General features: G+C 46.7%; 24 protein-coding genes. 22 read left to right on the top strand and 2 right to left on the bottom strand.

Annotation, left to right across the window (positions count from 1 at the left end):
- Positions 1-6 precede the first annotated feature (6 nt).
- The 15 genes from lspA (at position 7) to thiO (ending at position 16,176) form a co-directional block, all read left to right on the top strand.
- Positions 7-501 (top strand): signal peptidase II, encoded by a 495-nt coding sequence (gene lspA, locus AMJAP_RS16510; protein WP_019622864.1) that lies wholly within the window; start codon positions 7-9, stop codon positions 499-501.
- Between the two features lie 12 nt (positions 502-513).
- Positions 514-945 (top strand): FKBP-type peptidyl-prolyl cis-trans isomerase, encoded by a 432-nt coding sequence (locus AMJAP_RS16505; protein ID WP_019622865.1) that lies wholly within the window; start codon positions 514-516, stop codon positions 943-945.
- Between the two features lie 165 nt (positions 946-1,110).
- Positions 1,111-1,644 carry a type IV pilus modification protein PilV gene (pilV, locus tag AMJAP_RS16500; protein WP_019622866.1) on the top strand — a complete coding sequence of 178 codons (534 nt, stop codon included), beginning with the start codon at positions 1,111-1,113 and terminating at the stop codon, positions 1,642-1,644.
- A complete protein-coding gene (locus AMJAP_RS16495) occupies positions 1,641-2,363 on the top strand; it encodes a PilW family protein (RefSeq protein WP_019622867.1) in 723 nt (240 codons plus the stop codon). Before pilV (AMJAP_RS16500) ends, AMJAP_RS16495 begins: the two co-directional genes overlap by 4 nt.
- A gap of 19 nt (positions 2,364-2,382) precedes the next feature.
- Complete coding sequence (locus AMJAP_RS16490; RefSeq protein ID WP_169336967.1) at positions 2,383-2,943, top strand: pilus assembly PilX family protein; 561 nt, start codon at positions 2,383-2,385, stop codon at positions 2,941-2,943.
- Between the two features lie 2 nt (positions 2,944-2,945).
- Complete coding sequence (locus AMJAP_RS16485; RefSeq protein ID WP_083935409.1) at positions 2,946-5,723, top strand: pilus assembly protein; 2,778 nt, start codon at positions 2,946-2,948, stop codon at positions 5,721-5,723.
- Positions 5,723-6,157 (top strand): type IV pilin protein, encoded by a 435-nt coding sequence (locus AMJAP_RS16480; RefSeq protein ID WP_019622870.1) that lies wholly within the window; start codon positions 5,723-5,725, stop codon positions 6,155-6,157. The genes AMJAP_RS16485 and AMJAP_RS16480 overlap by 1 nt, the downstream gene beginning before the upstream one ends.
- Before the next feature lie 24 nt (positions 6,158-6,181).
- Entirely contained in the window at positions 6,182-6,673 is a 492-nt protein-coding gene (locus tag AMJAP_RS16475; protein WP_019622871.1) for a GspH/FimT family pseudopilin, read from the top strand.
- A gap of 231 nt (positions 6,674-6,904) precedes the next feature.
- On the top strand, positions 6,905-7,363 hold the full coding sequence (locus AMJAP_RS17760; RefSeq protein ID WP_019622872.1) for a GspH/FimT family pseudopilin: 459 nt from the start codon (positions 6,905-6,907) through the stop codon (positions 7,361-7,363).
- Entirely contained in the window at positions 7,344-7,838 is a 495-nt protein-coding gene (pilV, locus tag AMJAP_RS16465) for a type IV pilus modification protein PilV (protein WP_019622873.1), read from the top strand. The genes AMJAP_RS17760 and pilV (AMJAP_RS16465) overlap by 20 nt, the downstream gene beginning before the upstream one ends.
- Positions 7,839-7,847: 9 nt before the next feature.
- Entirely contained in the window at positions 7,848-8,876 is a 1,029-nt protein-coding gene (locus tag AMJAP_RS16460) for a PilW family protein (RefSeq protein ID WP_019622874.1), read from the top strand.
- Entirely contained in the window at positions 8,873-9,505 is a 633-nt protein-coding gene (locus AMJAP_RS16455; RefSeq protein ID WP_019622875.1) for a pilus assembly PilX family protein, read from the top strand. Before AMJAP_RS16460 ends, AMJAP_RS16455 begins: the two co-directional genes overlap by 4 nt.
- A 19-nt stretch (positions 9,506-9,524) precedes the next feature.
- Positions 9,525-14,564: a pilus assembly protein gene (locus tag AMJAP_RS16450; RefSeq protein WP_019622876.1), complete on the top strand. Its 5,040-nt coding sequence runs from the start codon at positions 9,525-9,527 to the stop codon at positions 14,562-14,564.
- Between the two features lie 5 nt (positions 14,565-14,569).
- Positions 14,570-14,998, top strand: a complete 429-nt coding sequence (locus AMJAP_RS16445; RefSeq protein WP_019622877.1) for a type IV pilin protein — start codon at positions 14,570-14,572, stop codon at positions 14,996-14,998.
- 86 nt (positions 14,999-15,084) lie between these two features.
- Positions 15,085-16,176, top strand: coding sequence for a glycine oxidase ThiO (thiO, locus tag AMJAP_RS16440; RefSeq protein ID WP_019622878.1), 1,092 nt, complete (start codon positions 15,085-15,087; stop codon positions 16,174-16,176).
- A 77-nt stretch (positions 16,177-16,253) separates the two neighbouring features.
- On the opposite strand, the gene nadE is transcribed toward thiO, so the two are convergent.
- Complete coding sequence (gene nadE / locus AMJAP_RS16435) at positions 16,254-17,087, bottom strand: ammonia-dependent NAD(+) synthetase (RefSeq protein WP_019622879.1); 834 nt, start codon at positions 17,085-17,087, stop codon at positions 16,254-16,256.
- A gap of 181 nt (positions 17,088-17,268) precedes the next feature.
- A complete protein-coding gene (locus tag AMJAP_RS16430) occupies positions 17,269-18,192 on the bottom strand; it encodes an outer membrane protein assembly factor BamD (protein WP_019622880.1) in 924 nt (307 codons plus the stop codon).
- Between the two features lie 187 nt (positions 18,193-18,379).
- Between AMJAP_RS16430 and rluD the strand changes: the two genes are divergently transcribed.
- The 7 genes from rluD (at position 18,380) to AMJAP_RS16395 (ending at position 25,929) form a co-directional block, all read left to right on the top strand.
- Positions 18,380-19,348: a 23S rRNA pseudouridine(1911/1915/1917) synthase RluD gene (gene rluD, locus AMJAP_RS16425; RefSeq protein WP_019622881.1), complete on the top strand. Its 969-nt coding sequence runs from the start codon at positions 18,380-18,382 to the stop codon at positions 19,346-19,348.
- Positions 19,345-20,073 carry a peptidoglycan editing factor PgeF gene (gene pgeF / locus AMJAP_RS16420; protein ID WP_019622882.1) on the top strand — a complete coding sequence of 243 codons (729 nt, stop codon included), beginning with the start codon at positions 19,345-19,347 and terminating at the stop codon, positions 20,071-20,073. Before rluD ends, pgeF begins: the two co-directional genes overlap by 4 nt.
- An 87-nt stretch (positions 20,074-20,160) precedes the next feature.
- Complete coding sequence (locus AMJAP_RS16415) at positions 20,161-20,388, top strand: FeoA family protein (protein ID WP_169336968.1); 228 nt, start codon at positions 20,161-20,163, stop codon at positions 20,386-20,388.
- Positions 20,388-22,343 carry a ferrous iron transport protein B gene (feoB, locus tag AMJAP_RS16410; protein ID WP_019622884.1) on the top strand — a complete coding sequence of 652 codons (1,956 nt, stop codon included), beginning with the start codon at positions 20,388-20,390 and terminating at the stop codon, positions 22,341-22,343. Before AMJAP_RS16415 ends, feoB begins: the two co-directional genes overlap by 1 nt.
- 13 nt (positions 22,344-22,356) lie before the next feature.
- Positions 22,357-22,515: a FeoB-associated Cys-rich membrane protein gene (locus tag AMJAP_RS16405; protein WP_156815249.1), complete on the top strand. Its 159-nt coding sequence runs from the start codon at positions 22,357-22,359 to the stop codon at positions 22,513-22,515.
- A 158-nt stretch (positions 22,516-22,673) separates the two neighbouring features.
- Positions 22,674-25,250, top strand: coding sequence for an ATP-dependent chaperone ClpB (gene clpB, locus AMJAP_RS16400; protein WP_019622885.1), 2,577 nt, complete (start codon positions 22,674-22,676; stop codon positions 25,248-25,250).
- 190 nt (positions 25,251-25,440) lie between these two features.
- Positions 25,441-25,929, top strand: coding sequence for a hypothetical protein (locus AMJAP_RS16395; protein ID WP_019622886.1), 489 nt, complete (start codon positions 25,441-25,443; stop codon positions 25,927-25,929).
- Positions 25,930-26,476: the final 547 nt, after the last annotated feature.

The following is a 26,476-nucleotide window of genomic DNA, read 5'->3' as shown; positions in this document are numbered from 1 at the left end:
TGAACTATGACAACGCAGCGTACAGCGTTAAGCTGGCTCTGGTTGGTGGCGGTGGTTTTGGTACTGGATTTGTTCACTAAGTATCAGGCGTCCAGCCTGCTGCCCTATGGTGTGGCGCACCCTCAATTGCCTGTGTTTGATCTGACTCTGCTGCATAATACCGGGGCCGCGTTCAGCTTTCTGGCTAAAGCCGGAGGCTGGCAGCGCTGGTTCTTTGCGGTAATAGCGGTTGTCGTTAGCATTGTACTGTTAGTGTGGATGGCGCGCACTCCGCGTCAGCAGCGTTGGCTGGGTGCAGGTCTGGCGTTGTTGCTCGGAGGGGCTCTGGGCAATCTTTATGATCGGGTCGTACAAGGGTATGTCATCGACTTTATTTCGTTGCACTACGATGGGTATTATTTTCCCGCATTTAATCTTGCTGATACGGCGATCACTATCGGAGCGGCGATGCTGATTATCGATATGATATGGTTTTCTGACAGCAATAATAATTCAAGTTAAAGGTCTGATACTATGTCGCAACTGACAATCGCTCCAGATGCTAAAGTAACGCTACATTTTGCAATTAAGCTGGAAGATGGACAGGTGGTTGATTCCAACTTTGAAGGCAAACCGGCGACTTTTGTTGTCGGTGATGGCCAATTGCTGGAGGGCTTTGAGAAAACCCTGATGGGTATGAAGTCTGGCGATGAAGCGGTGATTGATATTCAGCCGGAACAAGGTTTTGGCATGTCTAATCCCAGTAATATGCAGCGGCTTCCCCGGAAGCAGTTTGGTGATATGGTGTTGGAGCCGGGTTTGGTCGTCTCTTTTGCCGATGCCTCTGATGGTGAACTGCCTGGTGTTGTTGCTGAATTTGATGACAAGATGGTGACGGTCGATTTTAATCATCCGTTGGCGGGCAAGAATATTAAATTCGAAGTCAAAATACTCTCGGTTGAGTAAATACTATTCTGCCTTTAACGCGGCTTTATCAGCAGGTTTTTGATTCAGATCATGATCTTAGGGCACAGGATGAGCCGAATGTATCTGGAAAATTGTTACAGCACTGACTAATATAGTTGTGCTTGGCGCTAGAGGCGCTGCTAACTAAACAACAAGGATGTTGTGATGTGTATACAGGGACTGGTTTCTCTTGTTTTTCCGTTCGTCTGTGAGCAACGGAGCTTTAAGCGCTCCTTCTGTGATAGCTCTGTCGTAAATAAACTCCCTCAACAAGGCGCTAGCCTGATTGAAGTGCTGGTCACTCTGGTGCTGGTAGCTGTTGGTTTGTCCGGCATGATGATCATGCAGGTCCGCGGGTTAGAACAGAATCAAAGTGCGTACCTGCAAACCCAGGCGATAGCGATGGCGGCTGATCTGGCAGACCGGATACGTCTTAATAAGCAAGCTGCCCTAAATGACCTCTATCAGCTCTCTGCAACTGATACCGCGGCAGACTTCGTTAACCCTCCGATAACTCCCGTTGGAAAAAAACTTGCCTATAACGATCTTAACTCCTGCTTAGACTGGATTGAAAGCAGCCTTCCCCGGGGTGATGCGGTAATTACGCGTAATCAACAGGTGATCAGTATCACAGTTAGCTGGGGTGGGCAGGATGGAAAGCCGGCTTCCAGTTATATACATGAGGTGGAGTTGATATGACGCCTCTTTTCCTTCCCCATAAGGGCCAGTCTGGCTTTTCTCTCATTGAACTGATGATCGCATCAGTGATCGGTTTACTGCTGACCTCTGCAATGCTGATAGCTTATGTCACTTCTGCCCGCACCTATCAGCTTCAGGATGCGATGTCAGAAGTCCAGGAAAATGGACGTTTTGCTATCCATGCGTTATTGCGAGACTTACGTCAAAGTGGTGTTGGCATCTCCGGAAATCCGATTATTGAAGGGGTATTCAATACCGCTGTGGATATTACGGAGTTTGAAGCGATACATTCTGATCTGGTGATCAATCAGGGAAGTGTACGTAGTGACATAGTATATCTGCCCGGCCTGGGCATTGATGGTTTTGCCTACTATGTGGGCGCCACCGGTGTTGGTCGTATAGCGCTTTACCGTAATCGTGATGCTTTGGTAGAGGGGGTGACTGAGATGGTAGTCGAATACGGTGTCGACGCTGATGCAGACAAACTTGTGGATAACTATAAAGTGCTTGCCAGCCTATCGGCTGTCGACAGGGATAACATAATTAGTGCGCGTGTATATCTATTGATAAGCAGTTCTGGAACGGGCGTTGTCGATCAGGCACAGCAACTGGCCGCCCCATTTGACGTAGTCGATACATCCGATCGCCGTCTTTATCAGATGTTTGCCGCAACAGCCTTAATCAGAAATGCGCTGGTAGTGAAAGGAATTGATGGATGAATAAGCTATGAAAGGGGGAGTGAATCTGCAGCAGGGCGCCACCTTAGTGGTGGCATTGGTTTTATTACTGGTTATGGCTTTGATGGCCTCTACCTCTTTACAGAGTAATGTATTGCAATTGAGGATGGCGGCCAATATGCAGGACGAGGCTGTCGCTTTTGAAGCTACAGAAACAGCTTTGCTCTATTCTGAAAAGTGGTTGTCAGAGCAAGACGAGATGCCAAACTTGATCCATTACGATGACTGGCGCTCAACGAGCCGCGAATTAGTGTTTGATAGTTCAAAGGGCTCTGCTCTGAAAGATGAATTGTTGCAGCCCGGTTCGGTCGATGATTGGGAAACTAAAGCCCATTTACTGTCGGTATTTGATGTAAATGCACGTCTGTCAGCGACGGTCGCCAGGCCCCTGCGGGTGTCGCTGGAATTCAGAGAGTATGACGCGGATAACAAGGCCATTAAAGGCTCCTATCTTGGCGCATCAGGCTCAGGATTATTTCGTCAGTTGAGCCGGAATACAGGGGCGACAGGGAACAGTGAAGTCGTTCTTATAAGTGAATATCGTAAGCGATTTGAGTATTGATAATGACTATAACAAGGATGTTTAAAGCGTTGCCACTGTTGCTGTTGTTCACCTGGCAGGCAGAGGCTGCTGAATACAATTTAGCTCAGGTTCCTATTGGTGTTACTGAAGCTGTTGAGCCTAATGTGATGCTGCTGCTTGATACGTCGGGCAGTATGGGGCGTGCGCCCGTCAGCGGCGGAGCATCAAAGATGGAGCAAGCTAAGTCTGCCGCTGAAACCGTGATTCAGTCTGGTCAGGGGATGAGGATTGGGTTGGCGCGCCTGAATGGCAATGACGGAGGGCAGATAGATCAAGCGTGTGGCGCCAGTCAGACAGACCTGTTAACCACATTAAACGGCTATAGCGCTGGTGGTAATACCCCGGTTGCAGAGGCGCATTATGAGGTTAGCCGTTATTTCAGAGGAATGAGGGGGCATTTTTCGCATACCGGAAGCAACTACCGATCGCCGATCACCCATCAATGCCAGAAAAATTTTACTATTGTGCTGTCAGATGGCCAGCCAACGCAGGACGGGAATTTTAGTAGCCTGAATGATGTTGATGCGGGCAGTAATTTGCCTGATTGGGACAGGTCTGATGATGATAATTACTCGTATGTTTTTAGAGGGAATACGTACTCATACGCCCGATATTTTCTGGATGATTTAGCCAGGTTCACCTGGGAAACGGATCTGAGTAGCCAGGAAGGTGTTCAGAATATGCATACCTATACAATTGGCTTTGATATTGACTTTCCCATGTTGAAAGAGGCGGCAGTAAAAGGGCATGGCGAATACTTTCTAGCGGGCAATGAAACTGAACTGCTGACTTCGTTAAACCGCATCTTTGCTGACATCAGTCGAAAATCGTTCACCGAAACCCGCCTGAGTGCGAATAGCGGTTACGTGAGTGCGGGCTTGAATCTTTATCAGGCCAGTTATAACACTTCAGACTGGACGGGAGAGTTGAGTGCTTATCGGGCGATGTTTGACGCTTCAACCGGCCATCTTGGTTTTAACCAAATGCCGTCATGGCAGGCCTCCTTGTCTATTCCTGAACCGTCTGCCAGGCGGATGTATACGAATAGGGGAGGGGTGGGCATTCCTTTTCGGGTAGATAAGTTGAATGCATCTGATAAACGGTTATTGGGCGTCTCTTCGGCGGACGAGTTGATTCGCTATACCCGCGGTGAATCAGTGGTGGGTTTGCGGGGTAGAAATACTCTTCTGGGTGATATCGTTCATTCAAATCCGATCTATATCGGGGCATCGAGAGGGTTTAATAGCAGCGCCTCTTATCGAGCCTTTAAAGCCGCCACTAAGACACGGGAACCGATGATTTATGTGGGCGCCAATGATGGCATGCTTCATGGTTTCAGAGCATCTGATGGGAAAGAGCTTCTGGCCTATATCCCATCGGTTTTGCTACCAAAGCTCAAGTATCTAGCTGCTGAGGAGTATCAGCATCGTTACTATGTGGACGGGTCCCCGATGGTGAATGATGCCTTTATCGACGGTGATTGGCGAACGATGCTGGCGGGTGGTTTGAATGGCGGAGGTCAGGGAGTCTATGTTCTGGATATTACTGATCCTGATGATTTTACTGAGGCTAGGGCAGACCAGTTATTTGCCTGGGAGTTTACCGATAGCGATGATGCGGATATGGGCTACAGCTATTCGCAACCGATTATTGTCAAACTTAAAGATGGCCACTGGTATGCGGTTTTTGGTAACGGTTATAACAGTACTGAGCCGGATGGGCGTACGAGCAACACCGGCGATGCGGTGATCTATCTGATTGATCTGGCGACCGGACTACAGATGATGAAGCTTTCAACCGATACGGGGATTGATGAGGCACCTGCTGGATTAAACAGGCCGAACGGAATGGCGACTCTATCGCCTGTCTCGGATGACGGTGAAACAGTGGATGTTATTTATGGTGGTGATCTGTATGGCAATGTGTGGAAATTTGATCTGAGCAGTGCGGATTCAGCGCAGTGGGGCCTGGCATACAAGCTGTTTCAGGCGTGTCGCTATTCAACCGGAAGCCAGTTCTGTAGCGCGAGTGATATACAAGCGATTACAGCGGGTATTGCCGTGTCTGAAGACAAAAAAGGCCGCAATATGCTGTTTTTTGGTACGGGAAAAGATTTTGAATCATCAGATAAAACGGATAGAGGTTTGCAGACGTTGTACGGGGTGATTGATAAAGGAAGGATTATCACTGGAGGGCGATCAGCGTTACTAGAACAGCGGATTTATCAACAAGGAACGTTTGATATTGGTGGCGTTAACCGGGAACTCCGACTAACGACGAATAACTTGCTGCAAGAGAGTCAGGCTGGCTGGTTTATGGATCTTCAGAACCCTGATGCCAGCGGGAACGGCGTTACTCTTGGGGAACGAGTGCTTGTAGAGCCTCAGCTGACCGGGTTAAAAGTTACGTTTGCGACAAAACGATATACTGCAGATCCCTGTCGGGCAGGCGGGGAAAGTAGTGAGTTATCGCTGGATAAATTTTCAGGTAGTCGCCTGAGCTATGTTACGGCGGATAATAACCGGGATGGCAGGTTTGATGATCAGGATAAAGTCACCGATAGTAATGGCGGAAAAGTTGTTGCTTCAGGCGAAACGCTGGGGAATGGCGCAGGTAGTACAGTGATCGTGGGCGATGATTATAACTTTCGGATCGGTGCGGATGATCAGTCTGATCCAAAAAAAGCTTTACCTGACGGTATCCAGCGAGACCCGGATTCAAGTGGCCGCACCAGTTGGCGTTATCTGGAGCGTGACTGATGGTTTATGCTCAGAAGCGCAAATCATGGGGCTTTACGCTTATTGAACTGATGATCGCTGTTGCTATTGTGGGTTTGTTAGCTGCCATCGCCTACCCTTCATACGTGCAATATATACAGCGTAGCTGGCGTGAATCCGCTCGCTTATGTTTGTTGGATATGAGCCAGCAGCTGGAACGACGCTTTGCGGCTGATTTGAGTTATGGGCCGGTTTTGGATGCAAATGGAACAGATTTTATCTTTACATCTGCTTGTGCCATCGACGGCGATATGGGCAGTCGTTATTGGTTTCATGGTGCGGTGAATAATGGATTTATTCTATTGGCTGCACCTAAAGGTGGGCAGAGTAATGATGCATGCGGACAGCTAGGGATTAATCAGTCAGGTATAAAAACAGCGCTGGGCGGTACTGCTTCGATTGGCGATTGCTGGTAAACCATGGACGGAGAGGGCAAGAAGATGAAGTACAGTAAGGAAAAAGGATTTTCTCTGATAGAACTGATGATTGTCCTGAGTATATTGGTTATTTTACTGACTATTGGCGTCCCTTCGCTGGTGGGTTTTGTTCGTTCACAAAAGCTGGAGTCTGCTGTTCAGTTATTTAAAGATGGTTATAGTCAGGCGCGATATGAGGCGGTAAGCCGACAGGAAACTATCCATATATGCCCTCTCAATAATGTGACAAACCGGTGTGGTAATAACTGGGATAGAGGGATGCTTACGTTTAACGATTTAAATGGAGATAGTCAGTTTGATCCGGCGGTAGATCGTCTTTTACGTCAGAGTGCGTTTCCTGAGGGGGTTGGAATCGTTTGGAATCAAATTGGTTTTCTTAAAATAGGTGCTTCAGGAGGGATTAATAAGAATGGCACTTTTATTATTCAGGTCAGAGGTGACAGCTATAGTAAGCGGCTTGTTATATCTCCCACAGGGCGCATAAGAATCGGCTGAGATCGTTTTGAGTTATTAAAAACAGGACTCAAATCAGTTACACAACTATTTGAATTGCTTTACTCTTATTCCTTTATCTTACAACTGGTTAACTAATTAGTAACTGTTTTGGGTACTTATCAGGTACGCTTATGCGTCTTGGTGTCTAAAATATAAACAGTAGTGCAAGCAAACGGATTTGCTTCAGTGACGCTATTCATAGATGAATGAGTAGAGGTGGTTCTTTTGCGTATGAATAAACAGCGTGGATTCACGTTGATTGAGTTGATGGTTGTCTTGGCTGTTGCCGGAATTCTGGCTGGGGTTGTTGCGCCGGGATTCCAGGAAATGATTAGAAATAATCGTATTACTGCAGATGTAAATCATTTTGTTGCCGCGAGTCATGCCGCCCGCAGTGAAGCGTTAAAAACAGGAGTTCCCGTTATTCTGCAACCAATCGCTAACAATTGGAATAATGGTTGGACAGTTGATGAAACTGTGTCTGGAGGAGTTAATCTTATGACTTTTAATAAGAGCTCTGATATAGCAATTAACTCTGCGCTTGCAAATATTCGTTACAACTCCCGAGGAATGACAACAACGGGAAATGGAGTGTTGCAGTTTTGTGATTCAAGAGTAGGTGAAACTGGGCGACAAATTACTATCAGTTTAACAGGAAGAGTAAATACAGATGAATTTGCCTGCCCATAAAGTGAAAGGCTTCACCGTAGAGCGAGGTTTTAGCCTGCTCGAGGTGTTGATTGCGCTGGTAGTTTTTTCAATTAGTCTTCTCGGGCTGGCCTTGATGCAAAATACCAGCATGCAGGGTCTTGCCGGCTCATCACAACTGTCAGATGCTGTGTTTCTGGCTGAGGATATGGCAGACAGGATTAGGGCAAATCGAAGGCATGCGATTGATGGTACTACCTATGACAGTGTGGCTAATGATGCTGATAAAGATTGCAGTACAGGCTGTACCCCTGCTGAGATTGCCGGCAAAGACTTGACTGACTGGCTGGCCGCAGTAGATCAATTAACCAATGGCGTGGGCACTATTGCCAGAAATGGCGATGCATTCAATATTACAGTGAGCTGGAGTGAAAAGAGTCCGGATGCTAATGACGCTGACGGTGATGGCTCTGATGATACGGTTGCTAAAACTTATGCGATACGGATAGAACCTTAGGACAGTGTTATGAAAGGTATTCAAAGAACTCATTTTTCAAGAGACTATCAGCAAGGTCTGTCATTGATCGAGTTAATGGTAGCGATGGCGATGGGATTGATCTTGATGGCAGGGTTGATAGCAGTGGTCGTCTCGAGTCAGGTTGCCAATCGTGCGGTATCAAATATAGGTGCGATGCAAGAGGGCGGTCGTTTTGCTACTGACTTTCTGGCCCAGAGTATCACCATGGCTGACCATTGGGGTGGCGTTGAAGTTAAAGAAGTTAATACGGCCCCAGGCCTGATTACCGCTGTCGGAAATTGCGACGGTGCCTGGGTAACTGACTTAGATGCAAGTGTTCGTGGCTATGAAGGCGCAGCGGCTATTGCTGGAGTTGCAGGCTTTCCTTCCGGCTGCATTGCTGCAGGACAGTATTTGGCGGGCACAGATTTATTGACGCTTAAGTATTCTGGAACCAGTGGTATGGCCGATGATCACTCGGCAGGCGATGATAATGGCCGCTTGTATGTTCGTTCAAGGACGGGCTCTGGAGCGACAATGTTTGTGGGTAGCAGCGATGTCTCAGGGACGTATCCGATTGTAGATGGTTGGGTTATCTACCCCTTTGTGATTGAGACTTTCTTTATCAGCCCCTGTAGTAATATCAATGGAGCCTGTGATGATGGTATTCCCACACTTGTGAGGCAAACCATCCATAAAAACTCGCAGAACGCGACTCAGCTTACCTTAGAGCCGCTCATTGAGAATGTTGAAACGCTACAATTTCAGTATGGTAGCGACAGTGATAACGATGGCAATGTGGACCGTTTTGATTCAGCTGACACTGTTCCTGACTGGACCGAGGTGCAAACGGTACGCTTCTCTCTGTTGACTCGCTCCCCAGATGTAGAGGCGAACTATACTGACAGTAAAAGCTATATCCATGATGGGTATATGGTGAGTGGAGCGGCTAGCACAGTTATTGCAGCAGCGGATCAGGCATTTCATCGTAAACAGTATTCCCGAGTTATTCAGATTCGTAACCGGAGTCGAGAATGAATATTAATAGTGATTTCATAAATAATTATAATCGTCAGAGCGGTTATATACTGGTCACAGGCTTGTTGTTTCTATTGGTGATAACCCTTGTTGGTGTGACTTCCATGAACCTGAGTACAGTGGATTATAAGATCAGCAGTAATACGGCGTTTCATGTGGATGCATTTGAAAATGCCGAAAGTGCTCGCCAAACGGCAGGCTCGGATTTGTTATTTGAATATATAAAAAACCGGGGCTGGACGGGAATCGGCTTTGTAATTCCGACAGGTGTTGTTGTTGATGATGATACTCGAGACCTGTTTATGGGTAATGAAGAAACGGTAGCAGAGCTTAGAGATGGGATATATGGCGATATCTCTGTTCTGAGGACAGATCTTCAGTTTGCGTTGGATGGTAATGGTGACGGAGACACAAATGATGGCGTCGATGCTGTGGCTAATATTATGGTGATTAAAACCGACACCAGAGCAGCGGAAGGTTCTAATACAGCTCAGCTTTCAGGGTATGAAGGAGATGGAAAAGGCGCTGCAGGCGGCGGTTTCTATAATTTCTTCATGTTGATGAGTCAAGGAACGTCAGCCGCTAATGCGGCCGCTACAACCTCAACGGATTATCGCTATGTTAACTAAACAGGACAGGAGGGTATCAATGAATATTCTCAGTAAAATTAGAATCTCAATTTTTGCTGGTGGGCTGGTAGTCCTGGCCACGTTGTCAGCATCTGTATCGGCGGTTGATACCTCGTTAAATTATACCGGTATTCCACCGTTTTTGGCGGCGGAGACTGGCCAGCCTAATATTGTTATCGCCATGGATATTTCTGGTTCTATGAAAGCGGTAGCCTACGCGGATACGGGCGCAGGTAACTGGAAATCTGGCTTGCATGACGATTTTAATCCGGCTAAGCGTTACTACGGTTATTTCGATAGTGAGAAAAAATATAGATACAACCTTGTTTCAGGTGTATTTCTTGCTTCTGGTGATCTCACCGGAGCAGGGAATATTCAAGGAACATTACTTGCAGATGAATGGAACGGTAACTTCCTGAACTGGATGGCGATGCGCCGCATCGATGTTATCCGTAAGGTAATGGTTGGTGGTAAAGTTGAAAGTAGAGATTCTGCATCTCTTAATGTCATTGACGGACAACCGCGTTATGTACTGCTTGGCCAGCATGAACCTTATGATTACAGTTTCAGAAAAGCCTACACCGGCTCTTCTGCGTTTACGCCTACAGCCTTTGCTAATAGCACAGAGTTTTTGATAAACGAAGGGATGATAGATGTTAGTAATGGCGCTTCAGCGAGCGCTGTCCCACTTGGGGACCATATGGAACTTGGTCAGGTCACGATGGACTGGACTAATGGAGATTCTTGGAAGTCTGTTTCGTATACGAACACTTATACAAACCCTATAGTTGTTGCGCTGGCGGTTTCCTACAACGGAGGAGACCCTGTTGAGTCACGTGTTAAATCAGTGACCGCTAGTGGCTTTAAAATAAGAATGCAGGAGCATGATTATAAGGATGGCAATCATACAACGGAGGATATTGTCTATCTGGTTGCAGAGAAAGGGCAGCACACACTGACCTTGTCGGATAGTTCTACGGTGAATGTATTTGCTGGTGAGAGGTCTACAGATAAAACTTGGAATGATGGAGATAGTTTTATAACTGAAAGCTTGACCGGTTTTGCATCTACTCCCAGAGTGTTTACAGGTATATCCTCAAATAATTCATCCCGTCCAGTTCATACTCGGGTGAAAAATATCTCGGCCTCTTCTTTTAAGATGATTTTGCAAAATGAGGAAGATTACACAAATGATCATCCAAGCAATGAAGATATTCACTATATTGCGATTGATAATGTTGCTGCCGGCTCGACGCTAGATACAGGAGTTATCTTAAATGTAAGCAGCATAGGCTCTGTCAGGGAAAGCTGGAAAGATGTCGATCTGAGTGCTAATGGCTTTTCCAGTGTGCCTTTTTTTGGCGCCGCGATGCAAACGACTAATGATCCCGACCCTGCCAATGTTCGATACGGGGATAGCAATCCCACGGCGTCAATTATTGATATACAGATCGATGAAGAACAATCTGCTAATAATGAGCGGAGCCATAGTAATGAAACCGTCGGTTATATAGCTGCAACGGGTGCTCAAGGGTTTCGTATCAGAGTAGCGATTGATTCAGAGCCGACAGGGGTTATTCAGGATAATGCACAGACTATGCGTTTTGGCTTGGCAGTGTATAACTATGACCATACAACAAAAACCCCGACTAACCTGTACAACGGCAATAGTGTCCATGGCAGCACTTTCTGGCCTTGCTATCCGGATACATCTAAGCCTGTATCGTTGCGTACGACATATGATACTTGTATCCGTACAGATATACGCTACACCGACGAAGACCCCGACGGTTTATATGGAGACGAAGCAAATATAGTTGAGGTTATCGAGGATCATCCTCTGATATGGGGAACCACCCCTATTGCTGAAACGCTATATGATATATGGGGATATTATGGTCAGGGGAACATCTCTACCAGTGCTCCTGCTAGGCCTGGAAATACTGCTTATTACGATCCAAAAAGCACAAAGCCAGCGTATGAAGTGAATTCAGATTGGGATCCTTATTATTTTGCTGACTATGGAAGAAAGCTAAATTGTGCTAAATCTTTCGTGTTGCATTTTAATGATGGTGCGCCCTATACCGATTGGAATGGTAGCGGAGTCCATCCGGTTATTGAAACCGATGGTGTTGGCGCTATAGGGCAAAATCAAGCACTCGATGATGTCGCCTGGAATATGCGAAAGTATGATTGTCGTGATGAAGCTGGCATGAGCACTCATCAGGAAATTGTTTCTTATTATGTTTATGCGGCTTTGGGTGAGGGAGAGTTGAACAATACCAGTACGACTCTAATGCGAGAAGCTGCGGCAAATGGTGGTTTTTACGATGAGGGTGTTGGTGCTGCCAATGCCAGTGGTGTTAAGCCCGGTGAAGATGATCATATCCCCACACCGAAGCATCCGGTAGATTTTAAATCCTACTTCCAGCAAATTTTGGATGATCCAACCTTTAAATGTGATGTAAATGAGTGGGATCAGGATGGCGATTGTAATCCTGATACCTTTTATATGGCGGATGATGGTGAAGCTTTAGTAAGTCAGTTAAACGCGGCGCTAGCTTCGATTTTACGTCGGTCATCTTCCGGTGGTGCAGCTTCCGTTGTTGCGTCTTCAACTTCAGGTGAAGGTGCGATATATACCGCTTTATTTCAAAACTCGCGTATTAAAGGTAATGAGGAAGTTGCCTGGGTGGGTAATGTATACGCCATGATGGTCGACAACGCAGGCTACATGCGTGTCGACGGTAATGGTGACAGAACTCTGGGTGGCTTTGCCGATGACCCTATTGTTGATATGTGCTTTGATGAAGCTGATCAGTTAGTTCGGGTTAAACTTTCTACTAGTAAGGCTCTGCGCCCAACCAGTGTTCAGTCTGCAAATTGTGAAATAGGCACTGGAGCGGGGCAGTTTGGAGAGACCTTGCAGAGTTTAGAAGATAATAATAAGTATCTATGGCAGGGTGCAACCTGGCTTAATACGATGACTGACTCGAATACGCAAGTGCAGAGAAATTATACTAACTTGTCACAGCAGCGCCATATTATCACCGGCATCGATAGCGACAGAACAACAGACAATCTGATGATTCATAACGCTGAAGCGGTTGATTTTATACCCGCCAGCTTTAGTGATGATGAAAAACGGAACTTGTTAGGCGTTACTGCTGCTGAAGTCACAGATCTGGTGAACTGGGTGAGAGGTGAAAATGTTTCTGGTTATCGTAGTCGAGCCTTCGATGGTGATACTCTGCGTTTAGGGGATGTTATTTATTCGGTGCCTACTGTTGTTGGTGCGCCAGCGGAAGCTATCGATCTGCTGTATAACGATTCAAGTTATCTGGCGTATAAACGGAAATGGAAAAATCGTCGAAATGTACTGTATGTAGGTGGTAACGATGGAATGTTACATGCGTTTAATGCTGGATGGTTTAATTCGGCAACTAAAAAGTTCTATAAAGGACCGCCAACACCTAGCAGTACGGCAGGGAATGATAGTACGTTCGAATTGGGCTCTGAGATGTGGGCTTATATTCCACAAGCGATGTTGCCGCACCTGAAATATCTTGCTGCGCCCAGTTATGGTGCTGTAGGAGGAAATCATATTTATGGAGTAGATCTTACGCCTAGGGTTTTTGATGCGCAGATATTCACACCCGATAGTACCCATACAAGTGGTTGGGGCACTGTTTTAGTTGGCGGAATGCGTTTGGGTGGTGGTGGTGTTGAAGTCGATCACGATAATGACTCAACGACTCCGGATCGCCGAATTACCTCGTCATACTTTGTCTTTGATGTGACAGACCCTGAGTCCGCACCCAAGCTAATGTTAGAGTTTACCGATGCTGATTTAGGATTTACGTTGTCTCGTCCAAGTCCTCTAAGGGTTAAATACAGTTCAGCAAATGATAAATGGTATTTGATGCTTTCATCAGGGCCTACTAATAATCCGGCTGGTTTTTTAGATGTAAAGAGCACCAGTCGAGGTGCATTGTATTTACTCGATCTGGACTACACAGATAACCTCATTTCACTAGAAACTGATTTTGGTACCGGTGGCAAATTGGCATTGGCGGATGCAACTTATAACAGCAGTACTATAGATAACAGTACGAGCTTTATTAGTGAGCCCGTTGTTGTGGACTATGATCTTGATGCGGCAGCCGATGCTGTATACTTTGGTACGGTAACAGGCGACCCAAGTGGTTGGGGCGGAGATCTGTTCCGGATTCAGATTGAAGATTCTGGAGGCTATCTTCCAGTAACTTCCTGGGCTACCTCTTTGCTTACGCCGATTGGTAAGCCAGTATCTTCTAAACCCGGTGTGGGTTTGGATTATCGTGAAAATCGTTGGGTCTATACAGGAACGGGTCGTTTTTATACCCGCGAGGATACTCAGGATACAACGGTTCATACCTATTACGGTATTAAAGAGCCAAGAGTCACTGGTACAGGAAACACAAGTGGAAACCTGACCTGGGCGGTGTCTGATGACCTTGTGGATGTCTCTAATGCCAAGGTGCAGGCGAGTAACGGCTCATTAACAGGGGTAAGCGGGGTTAGCGGCCTTACCAGTGGGGATAATCAGAAAAAGTTAGAAGCTATACTGGCGCAGTATAAATCGGATACCGCTTCGCTAGGCTACTATCATGGTTGGAAGAAAGACTTAGGAGCTGGTAATAAAATTATTGGTTCGCCCGCATTATTAGGCGGAACACTTACCTATACGGGCTATGAGCCGATTCCAGATGCTTGTGAATATAAGGGTACTTCTCGCTTGTATGTTCTTAATTATATTACCGGCACTGCAAACGCATCACCGATAATAGGAACTTATGATGAGAGTGGTACTGCATATGTTGCGACGGTTATTGAGGTAGGTAGCGCGCCGGCAGTAACACCAAGTTTACATCGGGGTAGTGGTTATACTGATGCCGATGGTGATGGTACTAGTGCTTTTGTAAATACTGCAGATGGTAAAACTATTAGAATTGAGCAGGATAATGAAGGCTCTATCTATAGTGGTGAAATGAGCTGGCGCAAGCTGTTTGGTGAATAATTAATATGAAAAAAAATGCCGGATTTACTTTGTTAGAATTGATGATCACTGTGGCTATCATTGGCATAATTGCTTCTATAGCCTATCCATCATATTTAGCTCAGCTGCAAAATACGAGGCGTTCAGATGGACAGGCTGCGCTGATGAGCTTAGCCGCACAGCAGGAGCGCTTTTTCTATGATAATCGTAGTTATGCTGGCTCGATAGGTGCTGGTGCTGCTCAGTTAAACACATCAAACCAGTCTCCTGAAGGATACTATAATCTTTCAATTACCAGTGGTGCAGATTGCGCAATGCCGAATTGCTTTATCGGGGTTGCATCTGCGACAGGCGCACAGGCTGGTGATCTGGATTTACTTATTGATTCACGGGGTAATCGTAAGTTGGATGCTGATGGTGATAGCTTTCCAGATGCAGCAGAAGAAGACTGGTAGAGATCATTCAATTTTCAAATAAAACGCGCCCCCGGCGCGTTTTTTTATATACTCTTTCCTCTTAGTACAAACAATAAGGCTCTTCTATGTCTGATTACCTGATTATTGGTGCAGGTGTGATCGGTATGCTCACGGCCAGAGAGCTGGCGCAGTCGGGTGCGAGTGTTACGCTGGTGGATATGAATAATTGTGCGCAGGAAGCATCCTGGGCCGGAGGTGGTATTGTTTCGCCTCTCTATCCCTGGCGTTATTCAGACCCGGTAACGGCTCTGGCAACCTGGTCGCAGACCAGTTATATCCATCTGGCTCAGCAGCTGCTGGATGAGACGGGATTAGACCCTGAGCTTCGTCAGAAAGGCATGTTTATGGTCGATGTTGAGGATGCTGAGAAAGCCCTGGCCTGGGGGCGGCAGTATCAGAAGCCGATGGAGCGGGTTAGTAACGAATTTCTGTATCAGAAAGAGCCTAATTTATCGTCAGGTTGTAGCTCTGCTTTATGGATGCCCGAAGTTGCCAGTATTCGCAACCCTCGGCTGGGACGATCTCTACGGCGTAGTATGGAGATCACGGAAAATATTAATCTGATAGAACAGAGCCGGATTGAGGGGTTAATTGTTAAGGATAGATCCGTAACTGGCGTACGATTGGCTGATCAGATGCTATCGGGGAACAAAGTTATTCTCGCGACAGGCGCCTGGAGTGGTGAATTACTAGCGCCGTTGGGGCTTGAGTTACCCGTTGAGCCGGTTAAAGGTCAGATGATGGTGTTTAAGGCACCGGTGGGTTTGATTAATCGGGTGGTGCTCATGGAAGGGCGTTACTTAATACCTCGTAATGATGGCCGGATATTGGTGGGGAGTACGCTGGAGCGGGTAGGTTTTGATAAGCAAACGACTGAAGAGGCTAAAGCGTCTCTTTATCAAACGGCGATTAGTATCTGTCCTACCCTGGACGGTTATGAGCTTGAGCATCACTGGGCGGGGCTAAGGCCTGGTTCCCCCGAAGGGATTCCCTATATCGGCGCTGTGCCGGGGTATGACAATCTGTATATCAATGCGGGCCATTATCGTAATGGTTTAGTCCTGGCGCCCGCTTCGACAAGATTACTGGCTGATGTGTTGCTGGACCGTCAGCCGGTGATCGATCCTGCACCCTATCAACTGGAAGGACGGGTATAGTTCATCAGGTAGAGCGCATAAGGTTTCTTATTCGGTTTGAGTATCAGATATAAAAAAGGCCTCAGATGAGGCCTTTTTTAATCGTATATCGTTGGTATCGGTTGGCGTTTATGTTCAGTTCGCTTATAAATCGCGATTAGCTTTTCTTCTACTTCTGGGCTGATGGCCTTTCCTTCTAAGAAGTCATCAATCTGATCGTAGGTTAGACCTAGTGCAGCTTCATCTGCTTTTTGCGGTTCATCACACTCAAGATCAGCAGTGGGTGTTTTGTGTATGAGTTGCCCGGGTGCGCCCAGAGCTTCAGCCACTGTCCTGATCTGCCGTTTACTCAGGCCAAATAGTGGTGCCAGATCACAGGCGCCATCGCCATGCTTAGTGTAGAAACCTGTGATGTTCTCTGCGGAATGATCAGTACCTAATACCAATCCGCCTAACAATCCGGCAATCTCATATTGAATCGTCATGCGGATACGAGCTTTTACATTGCCCTTGGAAAAATCGATATTTGCCGGGCTTCCTGCATCCACACCAGCAGCATCTAAAGCCTTCAGTGTTGCCGAATGTACCCCATCGGCACCCGGTTGAACGTTTGCGGTCACACATGTTGTTGGTGATATAAAGTTAACGGCGACTTGTGCATCGGCTTCGTCTTGCTGGGTGTCGTAGGGTAGTCGTACAGCGATAAAACGATAACTGGCAGTACGGTACTCTTGATTTAGCTGTTCTACTGCGAGTTGAGCCAATCGTCCGCAGGTTGTTGAATCAACACCGCCACTGATACCGAGGACAAGATTTTGGCTGCCACTGGCCAGTAGAGTTGTTTTAATAAAGTCTATTCGACGCTCGATTTCGATTGAGCTGTTGATCTCCGGTGAAACTTGCATTGCAGCAATAATTGAAGCTCTGTCCATTATCTACTCTCGTGATGTGTGGCTTGATCTGGTTGTTATTCTAAGTGAAGTTTACAGAGGCTGTGAAGTGCTTTTCTGTAATCGTCGAGCTGCATACTATGTGTGAGCAAAATTGAATAATAAAAAAGGCGCCAGTTGGCGCCTTGCAGGGATGTGGTGCGATATTCAGAGGTGTATATTATTACTCTGTATCGTCGTTATCAAAAATGCCAAATGTGAGTCGGCTAAACCATGAGCGGTCTTGTGCTGGTTGTTTGGCTTGGGCGGATTTGACAACAGGGCGGGTTGTTTCACTACTGCCTAACAGGCCGAAAGTGGCTGTGCTCAACAGTGACTCTTTTTTAGCGAGACTAATATTAGACTGATACCCTGGGAAGTTGGCATCCAATACCGCTTGCGAATCGGCTGCCAGGTCGGTCATGCCTAGTTCTGTATAAGCCAGAACCATTACTGATAAGGCATCGGGCAGTGCAGGCGTTTCCTGATAGTTTTCTACGACATAACGACCCCGGTTTGCTGCTGCGATCCAGGCTTCACGTGTTACATAATAGCGGGCAACATGTACTTCGTGAGTCGCCAGGCGATTTTTCAGATAGGTCATCCGTTTTTGGGCATCGGGTGCGTACTGGCTGTTCGGAAAACGGGAAACCAGTTGCTGGAAGCTTTGGAATGATTCCAGCGCACTGCCAGGGTCTCGTTGGGTCTCATCGATTGGCAGGTATTTTTCAAAGAAGGTACGATCCTGCTCAAAAGAGGTCAGGCCTTTCAGGTAGTACGCGTAATCCAGGTTTGCATGGTTTGGATTAAGGCGGATAAAGCGATCGGCGGTTGCCCGTGCAGCTTCCGGCTCGTAGTTTTTGTGATAAGCAAAAATTAACTCAAGCTGGGCCTGATCTGAGAAGCGGCCGAAAGGATAGCGCGCTTCCAGTAGTTGTAGCTTCTCAATTGCCAGTGGAAAATTTTCTCCTTCCAGCATGTCAAGGGCACTCTGATACAGCTCCTGTTCGGGGACATCCGGAGTTTCTTTTTCATCACCGCCAAACCATGAGCAGCCAGAAGCTATCAGAGTAATAGAAATAATAGCGAGCAGTTTTGTCAGGCGCATAACGATATATCCTGCTATAAGTGAGAGTTTACCCTTGGATAACAGCGGCTCCTGTTAGTTTCGGGTATACTGTGCAAAATTAATTCGGCCTATTTAAACATAACCTAAAGGCAAGCCAAAGCATCTCTGCGTTTTCCTTGTGATAAAGCCGATATTTTCTTCATTTTTTCCGAGACTTAGATAAATCATGACTGAGCAGGTTCAACTTAGCGCAACGGTATCCGATGACCTTATTGGTAAACGACTGGATCAGGCCGTCGCCACTCTTTTTCCCGATTACTCCCGATCCCGGCTACAAGGCTGGATTAAGGACGGTAGTATCACCGTAAATGGTGAGGTTAAGCGTCAGCGGGATAAATTAATGGGTGGCGAGTTATTGGTCATCGCAGCTGAGCTGGACGTTATCGACCAGTACAAGGCGGTCGAAATGCCGTTGGATATCGTCTATGAAGACGATGATATTATGATTATTAATAAGCCTACTAACTTGGTAGTGCACCCCGCTGCTGGTCACTGGGACGATACGCTGCTGAATGGTCTGCTGCATTATTGCCCTGATATTGCTCAGGTTCCCCGGGCGGGCATCGTTCATCGGCTGGACATGGACACTACAGGCTTGATGGTCGTGGCCAAAACGATACAGGCGCAGACAGAGTTAGTTGCACAGTTACAGGATCGATCAATGGGCCGCGAATACGAAGCGGTTGTCAACGGTGTTATGACCGGTGGTGGTACGGTTGATGAAACCCTGGGCAGGCACTCTCGAAACCGACAGAAAATGGCAGTGACGGGGATGGGTAAGGAAGCAGTGACTCATTACCGGGTATTGGGTAAGTTTCGTGCGCATACCCATATACGGCTGAAGCTGGAAACTGGGCGAACGCATCAGATTCGGGTGCATATGTCATATATTAATTACCCGTTGGTAGGAGATCAGCTGTATGGGGGACGGTTCCGTTTACCTAAGGGTATAAGCCCTCAGTTGCAGGGGCGTTTGAAGCGCTTTACACGCCAGGCTCTCCATGCAAAGCGTTTAGAGCTATTTCACCCCGTAACAGGTGAACTGATGGCTTGGGAAATTGATCTGCCTGATGATCTGCAAAATTTGATCGATAGTCTGAAGAAAGATGCGGACTATCACGAGATCGATCTGTGAAACTGATCGCTGCCGATTGGTCTGCACCGGAGAATATCCATGCAGTAACAACTACTCGGCAAGGCGGTCACAGCCTTGGGCCTTATGCGGGTCTTAATCTGGGGGATCATGTTGATGATTTCCCTGCGTCTGTAATCAAAAATCGCAGGCAGTTAGTACAAGAACTGGATTTAATTAAACAGCCACAATGGCTGAGTCAGGTGCATGGTACAGAGGTAATTAAAGCCTCGGATGATGGTAAGGTCATACAGGCCGATGCCTGCTGGAGCGACGCTGCTGGTCAGCCATGCATTGTTATGACGGCAGATTGTTTACCGGTCTTTTTTACAGATCAGCAAGGCAGTCGAGTGGCGGTAGCGCATGCTGGATGGCGAGGCCTTGTTGATGGTGTGCTTGAACAAACTCTGAGTGTTTTTCCTGATCCATCGAAAGTTATTGTTTGGATGGGGCCTGCGATCGGTCAGCCCGCATTTGAAGTGGGTGGTGAGGTCAGAGAGCGGTTTTGTGATCTGCATGATACTTCTGCAGAGGCTTTTGCTCCTTCGGCAAACCCGGGAAAGTGGCTGGCAGATATTTACATGCTTGCCAGGCTGAGGCTTAACCGAAGGGGAGTCTCGCAGGTGAGTGGCGGTAACTATTGCACGTTCACTCAATCGGAGCTTTTCTATTCTTATCGGCGCGATGGCATAACCGGACGGATGGCCAGCGTTATCTGGATTGACTGATCTGAATCAATAAATGCTGGCGAGAGCACCTTGATTGATTTTGATTACCATATAATAATGGTTCTCATTAACCTTTGGGGTGATCTGATGACGCTAACTAAGTTAAGTCACAAACAGAAAGCAAAAATTAAGGCGTTAACCGGTCCTGAACCGTTACGTCAGCGACTTGTTGCATTAGGCGTTTTGCGTGGTTTACAGGTCTCAGTTGCAGCAACTTCTTTGCTGGGAAACCCTCGTACTTATTTTATCGGCAAGCAGCAAATTTGCCTGCGAAATGAAGAAGCCGGTCATATTCAGGTTGAGGTGCAGGCCTAATGTCCGAGAGTCGTCCTTCCTATACTATCGCGTTAATTGGCAACCCAAATTGTGGGAAAACTTCACTTTTTAATCAGCTTACCGGTGCGCGCCAGCGTACGGGAAATATGGCTGGCGTTACCGTTACCAGTAGACAAGGACAACGAGAATGGGAAGGGGTTGATTTTAATTTTGTCGATCTGCCAGGCATTTATTCGCTGGCAAATAGCCGGGTGGAAGAGACGGTTGCTCGTGATTACTTGAATGAGACTCCTCCTGATTTAATTCTTAATGTGGTGGATGCAAATAACCTTGCACGAAACTTTGCGCTGACAACTCAGTTGATGGAACAGGGTTTACCCGTTGTCATCGCATTGAATATGCTGGATGAATTAGAAAAGCAGGGGCATACCGTTGATCTGGATGAATTGAGTCGAGGGCTGGCTAAGCCTGTCATCGGTAGTGATGGTAGAAGTAATTCTCATATCCCGGCATTACTAAATCTGTTGTTGGCTAATGTAGACCGACAGTCTGAGGTGTTGGAGATTACTTATGAGCCGCATCTGGAAGAGGCGGTTGTCTCGCTTGAGGCTATAGGGCTGGAACGCTGGCAAGCATTGCGTTGGCTTGAATCAGCTGGTGAGGGAGTTACGTTACACAACCATGAGCAGGCTCGAATAAGTAATCAGGCGCTGAAATTATTGGCTAGCCGTCATGATGAGTCTCCGGCTGAAATGGTGGCAGAAGGTCGCTATGGCTATATTCATGGGTTACTGCATAAAAGTAGCAGTGAGCATCAGGACCAGTCTGCTGCGGATCACTGGCTTGATCGCATTGCCCTGAATCGCTGGCTGGGAATGCCGGTCTTTGTCATGTTGTTGTGGTTGATGTTTGAAGCGACCTTCACCCTGGGTAGTTACCCGGCAGACTGGATTGATACTGCTGTTAGCTGGGTTGGGGGGCAGGTAGGCGAATGGATGCCTGAATCTCTGTTAAAAGATCTACTGGTGGAAGGCCTTATCGCCGGAGTTGGTGGGGTGCTGGTTTTTTTACCAAATGTGGTTTTGTTGTTCTTTTTTATCGCGTTGCTGGAGCAGAGTGGGTATATGGCCCGGGCTGCGTTTTTGATGGATAACCTCATGAGTAAAATTGGCTTGCATGGTAAAGCGTTTGTGCCTTTAGTTATGGGGTTTGGTTGTAATGTTCCTGCAATAATGTCGGCCAGAACAATTGAAGAGCCCAGAGCCCGATTGATTACAATTCTTATCAATCCTTTTATGAGTTGCTCTGCACGACTACCGGTATATGTATTGTTGGCGGGTATTTTCTTTGCTGAAAGCGCGGGCACCGTGCTGTTTGCTATGTATATGCTGGGGATCATAGTGGCTTTTAGTGTAGCCGCTATATTAGCGCGGACTATCCCTGCGCAGCATGACGAAACCTTTATTATGGAACTGCCGCCCTGGCGCTTTCCTTCAAGTCGTTCAATGTTATTGCATGTTTGGGATAAAGCGGGTGACTTCCTGCATAAAATTGGTGGTGTTATTTTGGTCGGCTCGATACTTATCTGGCTGTTGCAGAGCTTTCCCAGGCAAGGGGTCCCATGGTTAGAACAATTAGGACATTTTGTTGCGCCAGTGTTTTCTCCAATGGGTTTTGGCTGGCAAGAAACTGTTGCTTTGCTATCGGGCTTTATCGCTAAAGAGGTTATTGCTGCTTCCTTAGTAGTGGTTTATCACACTGACATGAACGATATGGCAGGATTACAGTCTGCAATGGGTGAAAATCTTGCGCCGGCTTCAGGGCTGGCCTTGATGGTCTTTACTCTGCTGTATATGCCGTGCCTTGCAACCATTGCGACCATTCGTAGAGAAACCGGAAGTTGGCGCTGGGCAGGTACCTCAATAATGATGGGGTTAATTCTGGCCTGGTTCGGTTCATGGCTGGTTTATAACCTTGCATCAATCTGGATGTAGGGGATGATTATCTATGACTCAGTTTGATTGGTTGGTTTTAGCAGCTGTAGTGATGTTGCTGGCGTTGTGGTTCGGCCGTTATATCTATCACGCGTTTAATAAGAAATGTAGTAGCAGTGGCTGCAGTAATTGTAGTGGTTGTAAGCAAAGTGACCGCTATTCCTCTAAATAAAACCTTTATCATTATTATTCCTTGTATATAAGAGCTTTCTTATGTACCCCTTGAAAACCTCCTGTACTACCTATATTTAATAGATAGAGTAAAGAAGCCTGCCGTCCGCTTTGATGAAAGCTTAAAACCGGCGGGGTGACACTGATTAGGAGGGGAATATGCAACCCGAACGTTTTACCAGTAAATTACAATCTGCTCTGGCGGATGCGCAATCTTTGGCTGTAGGTAAAGACCATAACTATATCGAGCCCGTACACCTATTGCTGGCGTTAATTGATCAGCAGGGTGGTTCGGTAAAGCCTTTACTGGCTCAGGCCGGAGTTAATGTTAATCAGTTGCGCTCATCCGTGCAGCAGCTATTTTCTGAGCTGCCACAGATTGCGAACAGTGATGGTGAAATTCGCTTCTCACCCAATATGGGCAAGCTTTTCAATCAGACGGATAAACTCGCTCAGCAACGAGGTGATCAGTACATCGCGAGTGAGCTTTTTGTGCTGGCGATGCTGGATGATAAAAGCGGTGTTGGCAAACTGTTAAAACAAAGCGGTGCGACTAAAGTAGCTCTGGAGCAGGCAGTAATGCAGATGCGAGGTGGTGAGGCAGTGAATGATCAAAATTCAGAAGAGAACCGTCAAGCGTTGGATAAATTCACTGTTGATCTGACTGAGCAGGCGGAGTCTGGAAAGCTTGATCCAGTTATTGGTCGGGATGATGAGATCCGCAGAACAATTCAGGTATTGCAACGTCGTACTAAAAATAACCCGGTATTAATAGGTGAACCGGGGGTTGGTAAAACCGCGATTGTAGAAGGTTTAGCGCAACGGATTATCAACGGCGAAGTGCCCGAAGGGCTGAAGAACAAAAAGGTGTTATCTCTCGATATGGGGGCATTGATTGCCGGTGCTAAATTCCGTGGTGAATTTGAAGAACGCTTGAAAGCCGTATTGAATGAGCTTTCTAAACAGGACGGCCAGGTTATTCTGTTTATTGATGAGCTGCATACTATGGTCGGTGCCGGTAAGGGCGAGGGTTCAATGGATGCTGGAAATATGCTTAAGCCAGCTCTGGCCCGTGGCGAGCTTCATTGTGTGGGTGCTACAACGTTGGATGAGTATCGCCAATATGTTGAAAAAGATGCCGCACTGGAGCGCCGTTTTCAGAAAGTGCTGGTGGATGAGCCTAGTGAAGAGGATACCGTTGCAATCTTACGGGGCCTGAAAGAGCGTTATGAAATCCATCATGGTGTCGATATCAGTGATTCTGCGATTATTGCTGCTGCTAAGCTATCGCAACGTTACATCACCGATCGTCAGTTGCCCGATAAAGCGATCGATCTTATCGATGAGGCGGGGAGTCGCATCCGTATGGAGATAGACTCTAAACCTGAGAGTATGGATCGTTTGGAGCGTCGTTTAATACAGCTAAAAATGGAGCGTGAAGCGCTTAAAAAAGAAAAGGATCAGGCTGCGATCAAACGTCTGGACGAGCTACAGACAAATATCTCTCTTATCGAGAAAGAGTATTCTGATCTGGAAGAGATCTGGAAAGCTGAGAAAGTTGCTCTTCAGGGGTCGCAGCAAATTAAAGAAAAGCTTGAACAAGCGCGTACCGAACTTGATCAGGCAACCCGATCGGGTGAGCTAAGCCGGATGTCTGAACTGCAATATGGTGTGATTCCTGAGCTTGAAAAAGAGCTTCAGGCTGCCGCAGATGTGGAGGACCAGCCTCAGCAAAATCAACTGTTGCGTAACCGGGTTGGTGAAGAGGAAGTTGCCGAAGTGGTGTCCAAATGGACTGGAATTCCTGTTTCTAAAATGCTGGAGGGTGAGCGGGAAAAGCTCCTGCGGATGGAAGATGCGCTGCACAAACAGGTTATTGGACAGCAGGAAGCAGTATTGGCGGTTTCCAATGCCGTACGTCGTTCTCGCGCCGGACTGTCTGATCCAAACCGGCCGAATGGCTCCTTCCTATTTCTTGGACCAACCGGTGTCGGTAAAACAGAACTCTGTAAAGCTTTAGCGGGTTTCCTCTTTGATACAGAGGAAGCGATGGTTCGAATCGATATGTCTGAATTTATGGAGAAGCATTCTGTTGCCAGGCTAATTGGTGCGCCTCCGGGTTATGTAGGTTATGAAGAGGGCGGTTATCTGACTGAAGCAGTTCGTCGCAAGCCGTATTCTGTATTACTTTTAGATGAAGTGGAAAAAGCGCATCCGGATGTCTTTAATATCTTGCTACAGGTGCTTGAGGACGGCCGTTTGACCGATGGTCAGGGCCGTACCGTAGATTTTCGAAATACGATTGTGGTGATGACATCGAATCTGGGTTCAGATCTGATTCAAAACTTTAGTGATGATGAGGATTACACGCTGATGCAGTCTGCCGTGATGGAAGTGGTAGGTAATCATTTTCGTCCAGAGGTCATTAACCGGATTGATGAAGTGGTCGTATTTCATAGTCTGCGCAAAGAGCAGATTCGTGGTATTGCGGAAATACAGCTGAATCGTTTGCGCAAGCGTCTTGTTGAGCGTGAGTTACGCTTAACACTGACGTCGACTGCGATGGATAAATTGGTAGATGTTGGGTTTGAGCCTGTATACGGTGCCCGACCACTTAAGCGTGCCATTCAGCAGTGGATAGAAAATCCTTTGGCGCAAGAACTGCTGGCAGGAAAATATTCATCAGGAGAAGAAATTGGAGTAGATGTCGAGGCTGGAGAATTTGTTTTTCGCTAAGTAATAGCTTGGTTACAAAATAGGTAATAGTGGGCGGGTGCTTGGAGTGCTTGCTTGAATAAATGCGGGTTTATATAGCACAGGTCAATTGATGCTTATTAGCTACAGTTTTTAACTGCCGACTATTGGAAAATAGAGACGCTCTCTGCAATAGTTTTAATGAGGCTAATAAAAATAAGGGAGTGTTGATATGAAAATAATCATTATGGTTGTTTTAAGTATGGTGGCAATGATTGCCCAGTCAGAAGAGAAAAGCTCGATGCATGATTGGCGGCATGACGGCTCGCCGGCCGAAAAAGTAAGTAATCTTGTGCAGCTGGTGCCCGGAACGTCTCACTGGATGGCAGAGATGGGGGCTCGCTACCAAAATTTGTATTGGGCAGCAAAGCAGGAAAAATGGGACTTTGCGCATTACCAGCTAGAAGAGATGGAGTCCTTGGTTCATATTGTCTCCCGAGCCAGGCCAGGCAGGGCAGAAACAGCCGCTGTTTTTTTGGATAAGGCTATTGAGCCTGTTGAGCATGCGTTAGCTGATGAAGACTGGAGGAAGTTCGAAAAAGCCTTTTCAGTTTTGCGGGCTGAGTGTATGGCTTGTCATGCCAAAAATGATCATAGCTTCATTGTGCTTCCAGAAAAGCCAATCTGGGCATCTAGTCCTGTTTTGAATATGACTAAGTAAATAGAGATAAAACCGCCGTCAGGCGGTTTTATTGGTTATGGAAGATGAACAGTGCAATGAATTCTCTTACGAAGTAGGTTTTCACAGTACCTGTAAAGAAGGCTCCTTCTAGCTTCTAGTCAGTCGCGCAGCGGCGTTCTCGCTACTTGTGGTTAGAAGCTTCAGTGTTTTTAATAAAAATGACACTTTTTCCCTCTCCGATGTTGACTCCTCAGCCCATGAATGTAGAATGCGCTTCCTCGCTTGAGACAGCCACTGGAAACGGTCGCTGACGCAGGTTGAGCTGTTTAGTTTAACTGATTGAAAAACAGTGTTTTTTAGTTGGATTAAACGGAACAGGGAGAAGATCGGATGGTTTGATAATTTGTTAAAAATTATGAAACAAAATGGTTGACTTCATCAGGGTGTTGAGTAGAATACGCACCTCGCTTGAGACGACTCACCGGAAACGGTTGAGAGTTAATAGCAACGCTCTTTAACAGTTTGATCAGATAATTCGTGTGGGCGTTTGTTGAGATGAAGCAAAAAGCTTTATCAAAGCAAACGA

Source organism: Amphritea japonica ATCC BAA-1530, from assembly GCF_016592435.1.
Lineage (GTDB): Bacteria > Pseudomonadota > Gammaproteobacteria > Pseudomonadales > Balneatricaceae > Amphritea > Amphritea japonica.
Note: the sequence above shows the minus strand (reverse complement) of the source record. Positions and strands in the feature narration are given on the sequence as shown.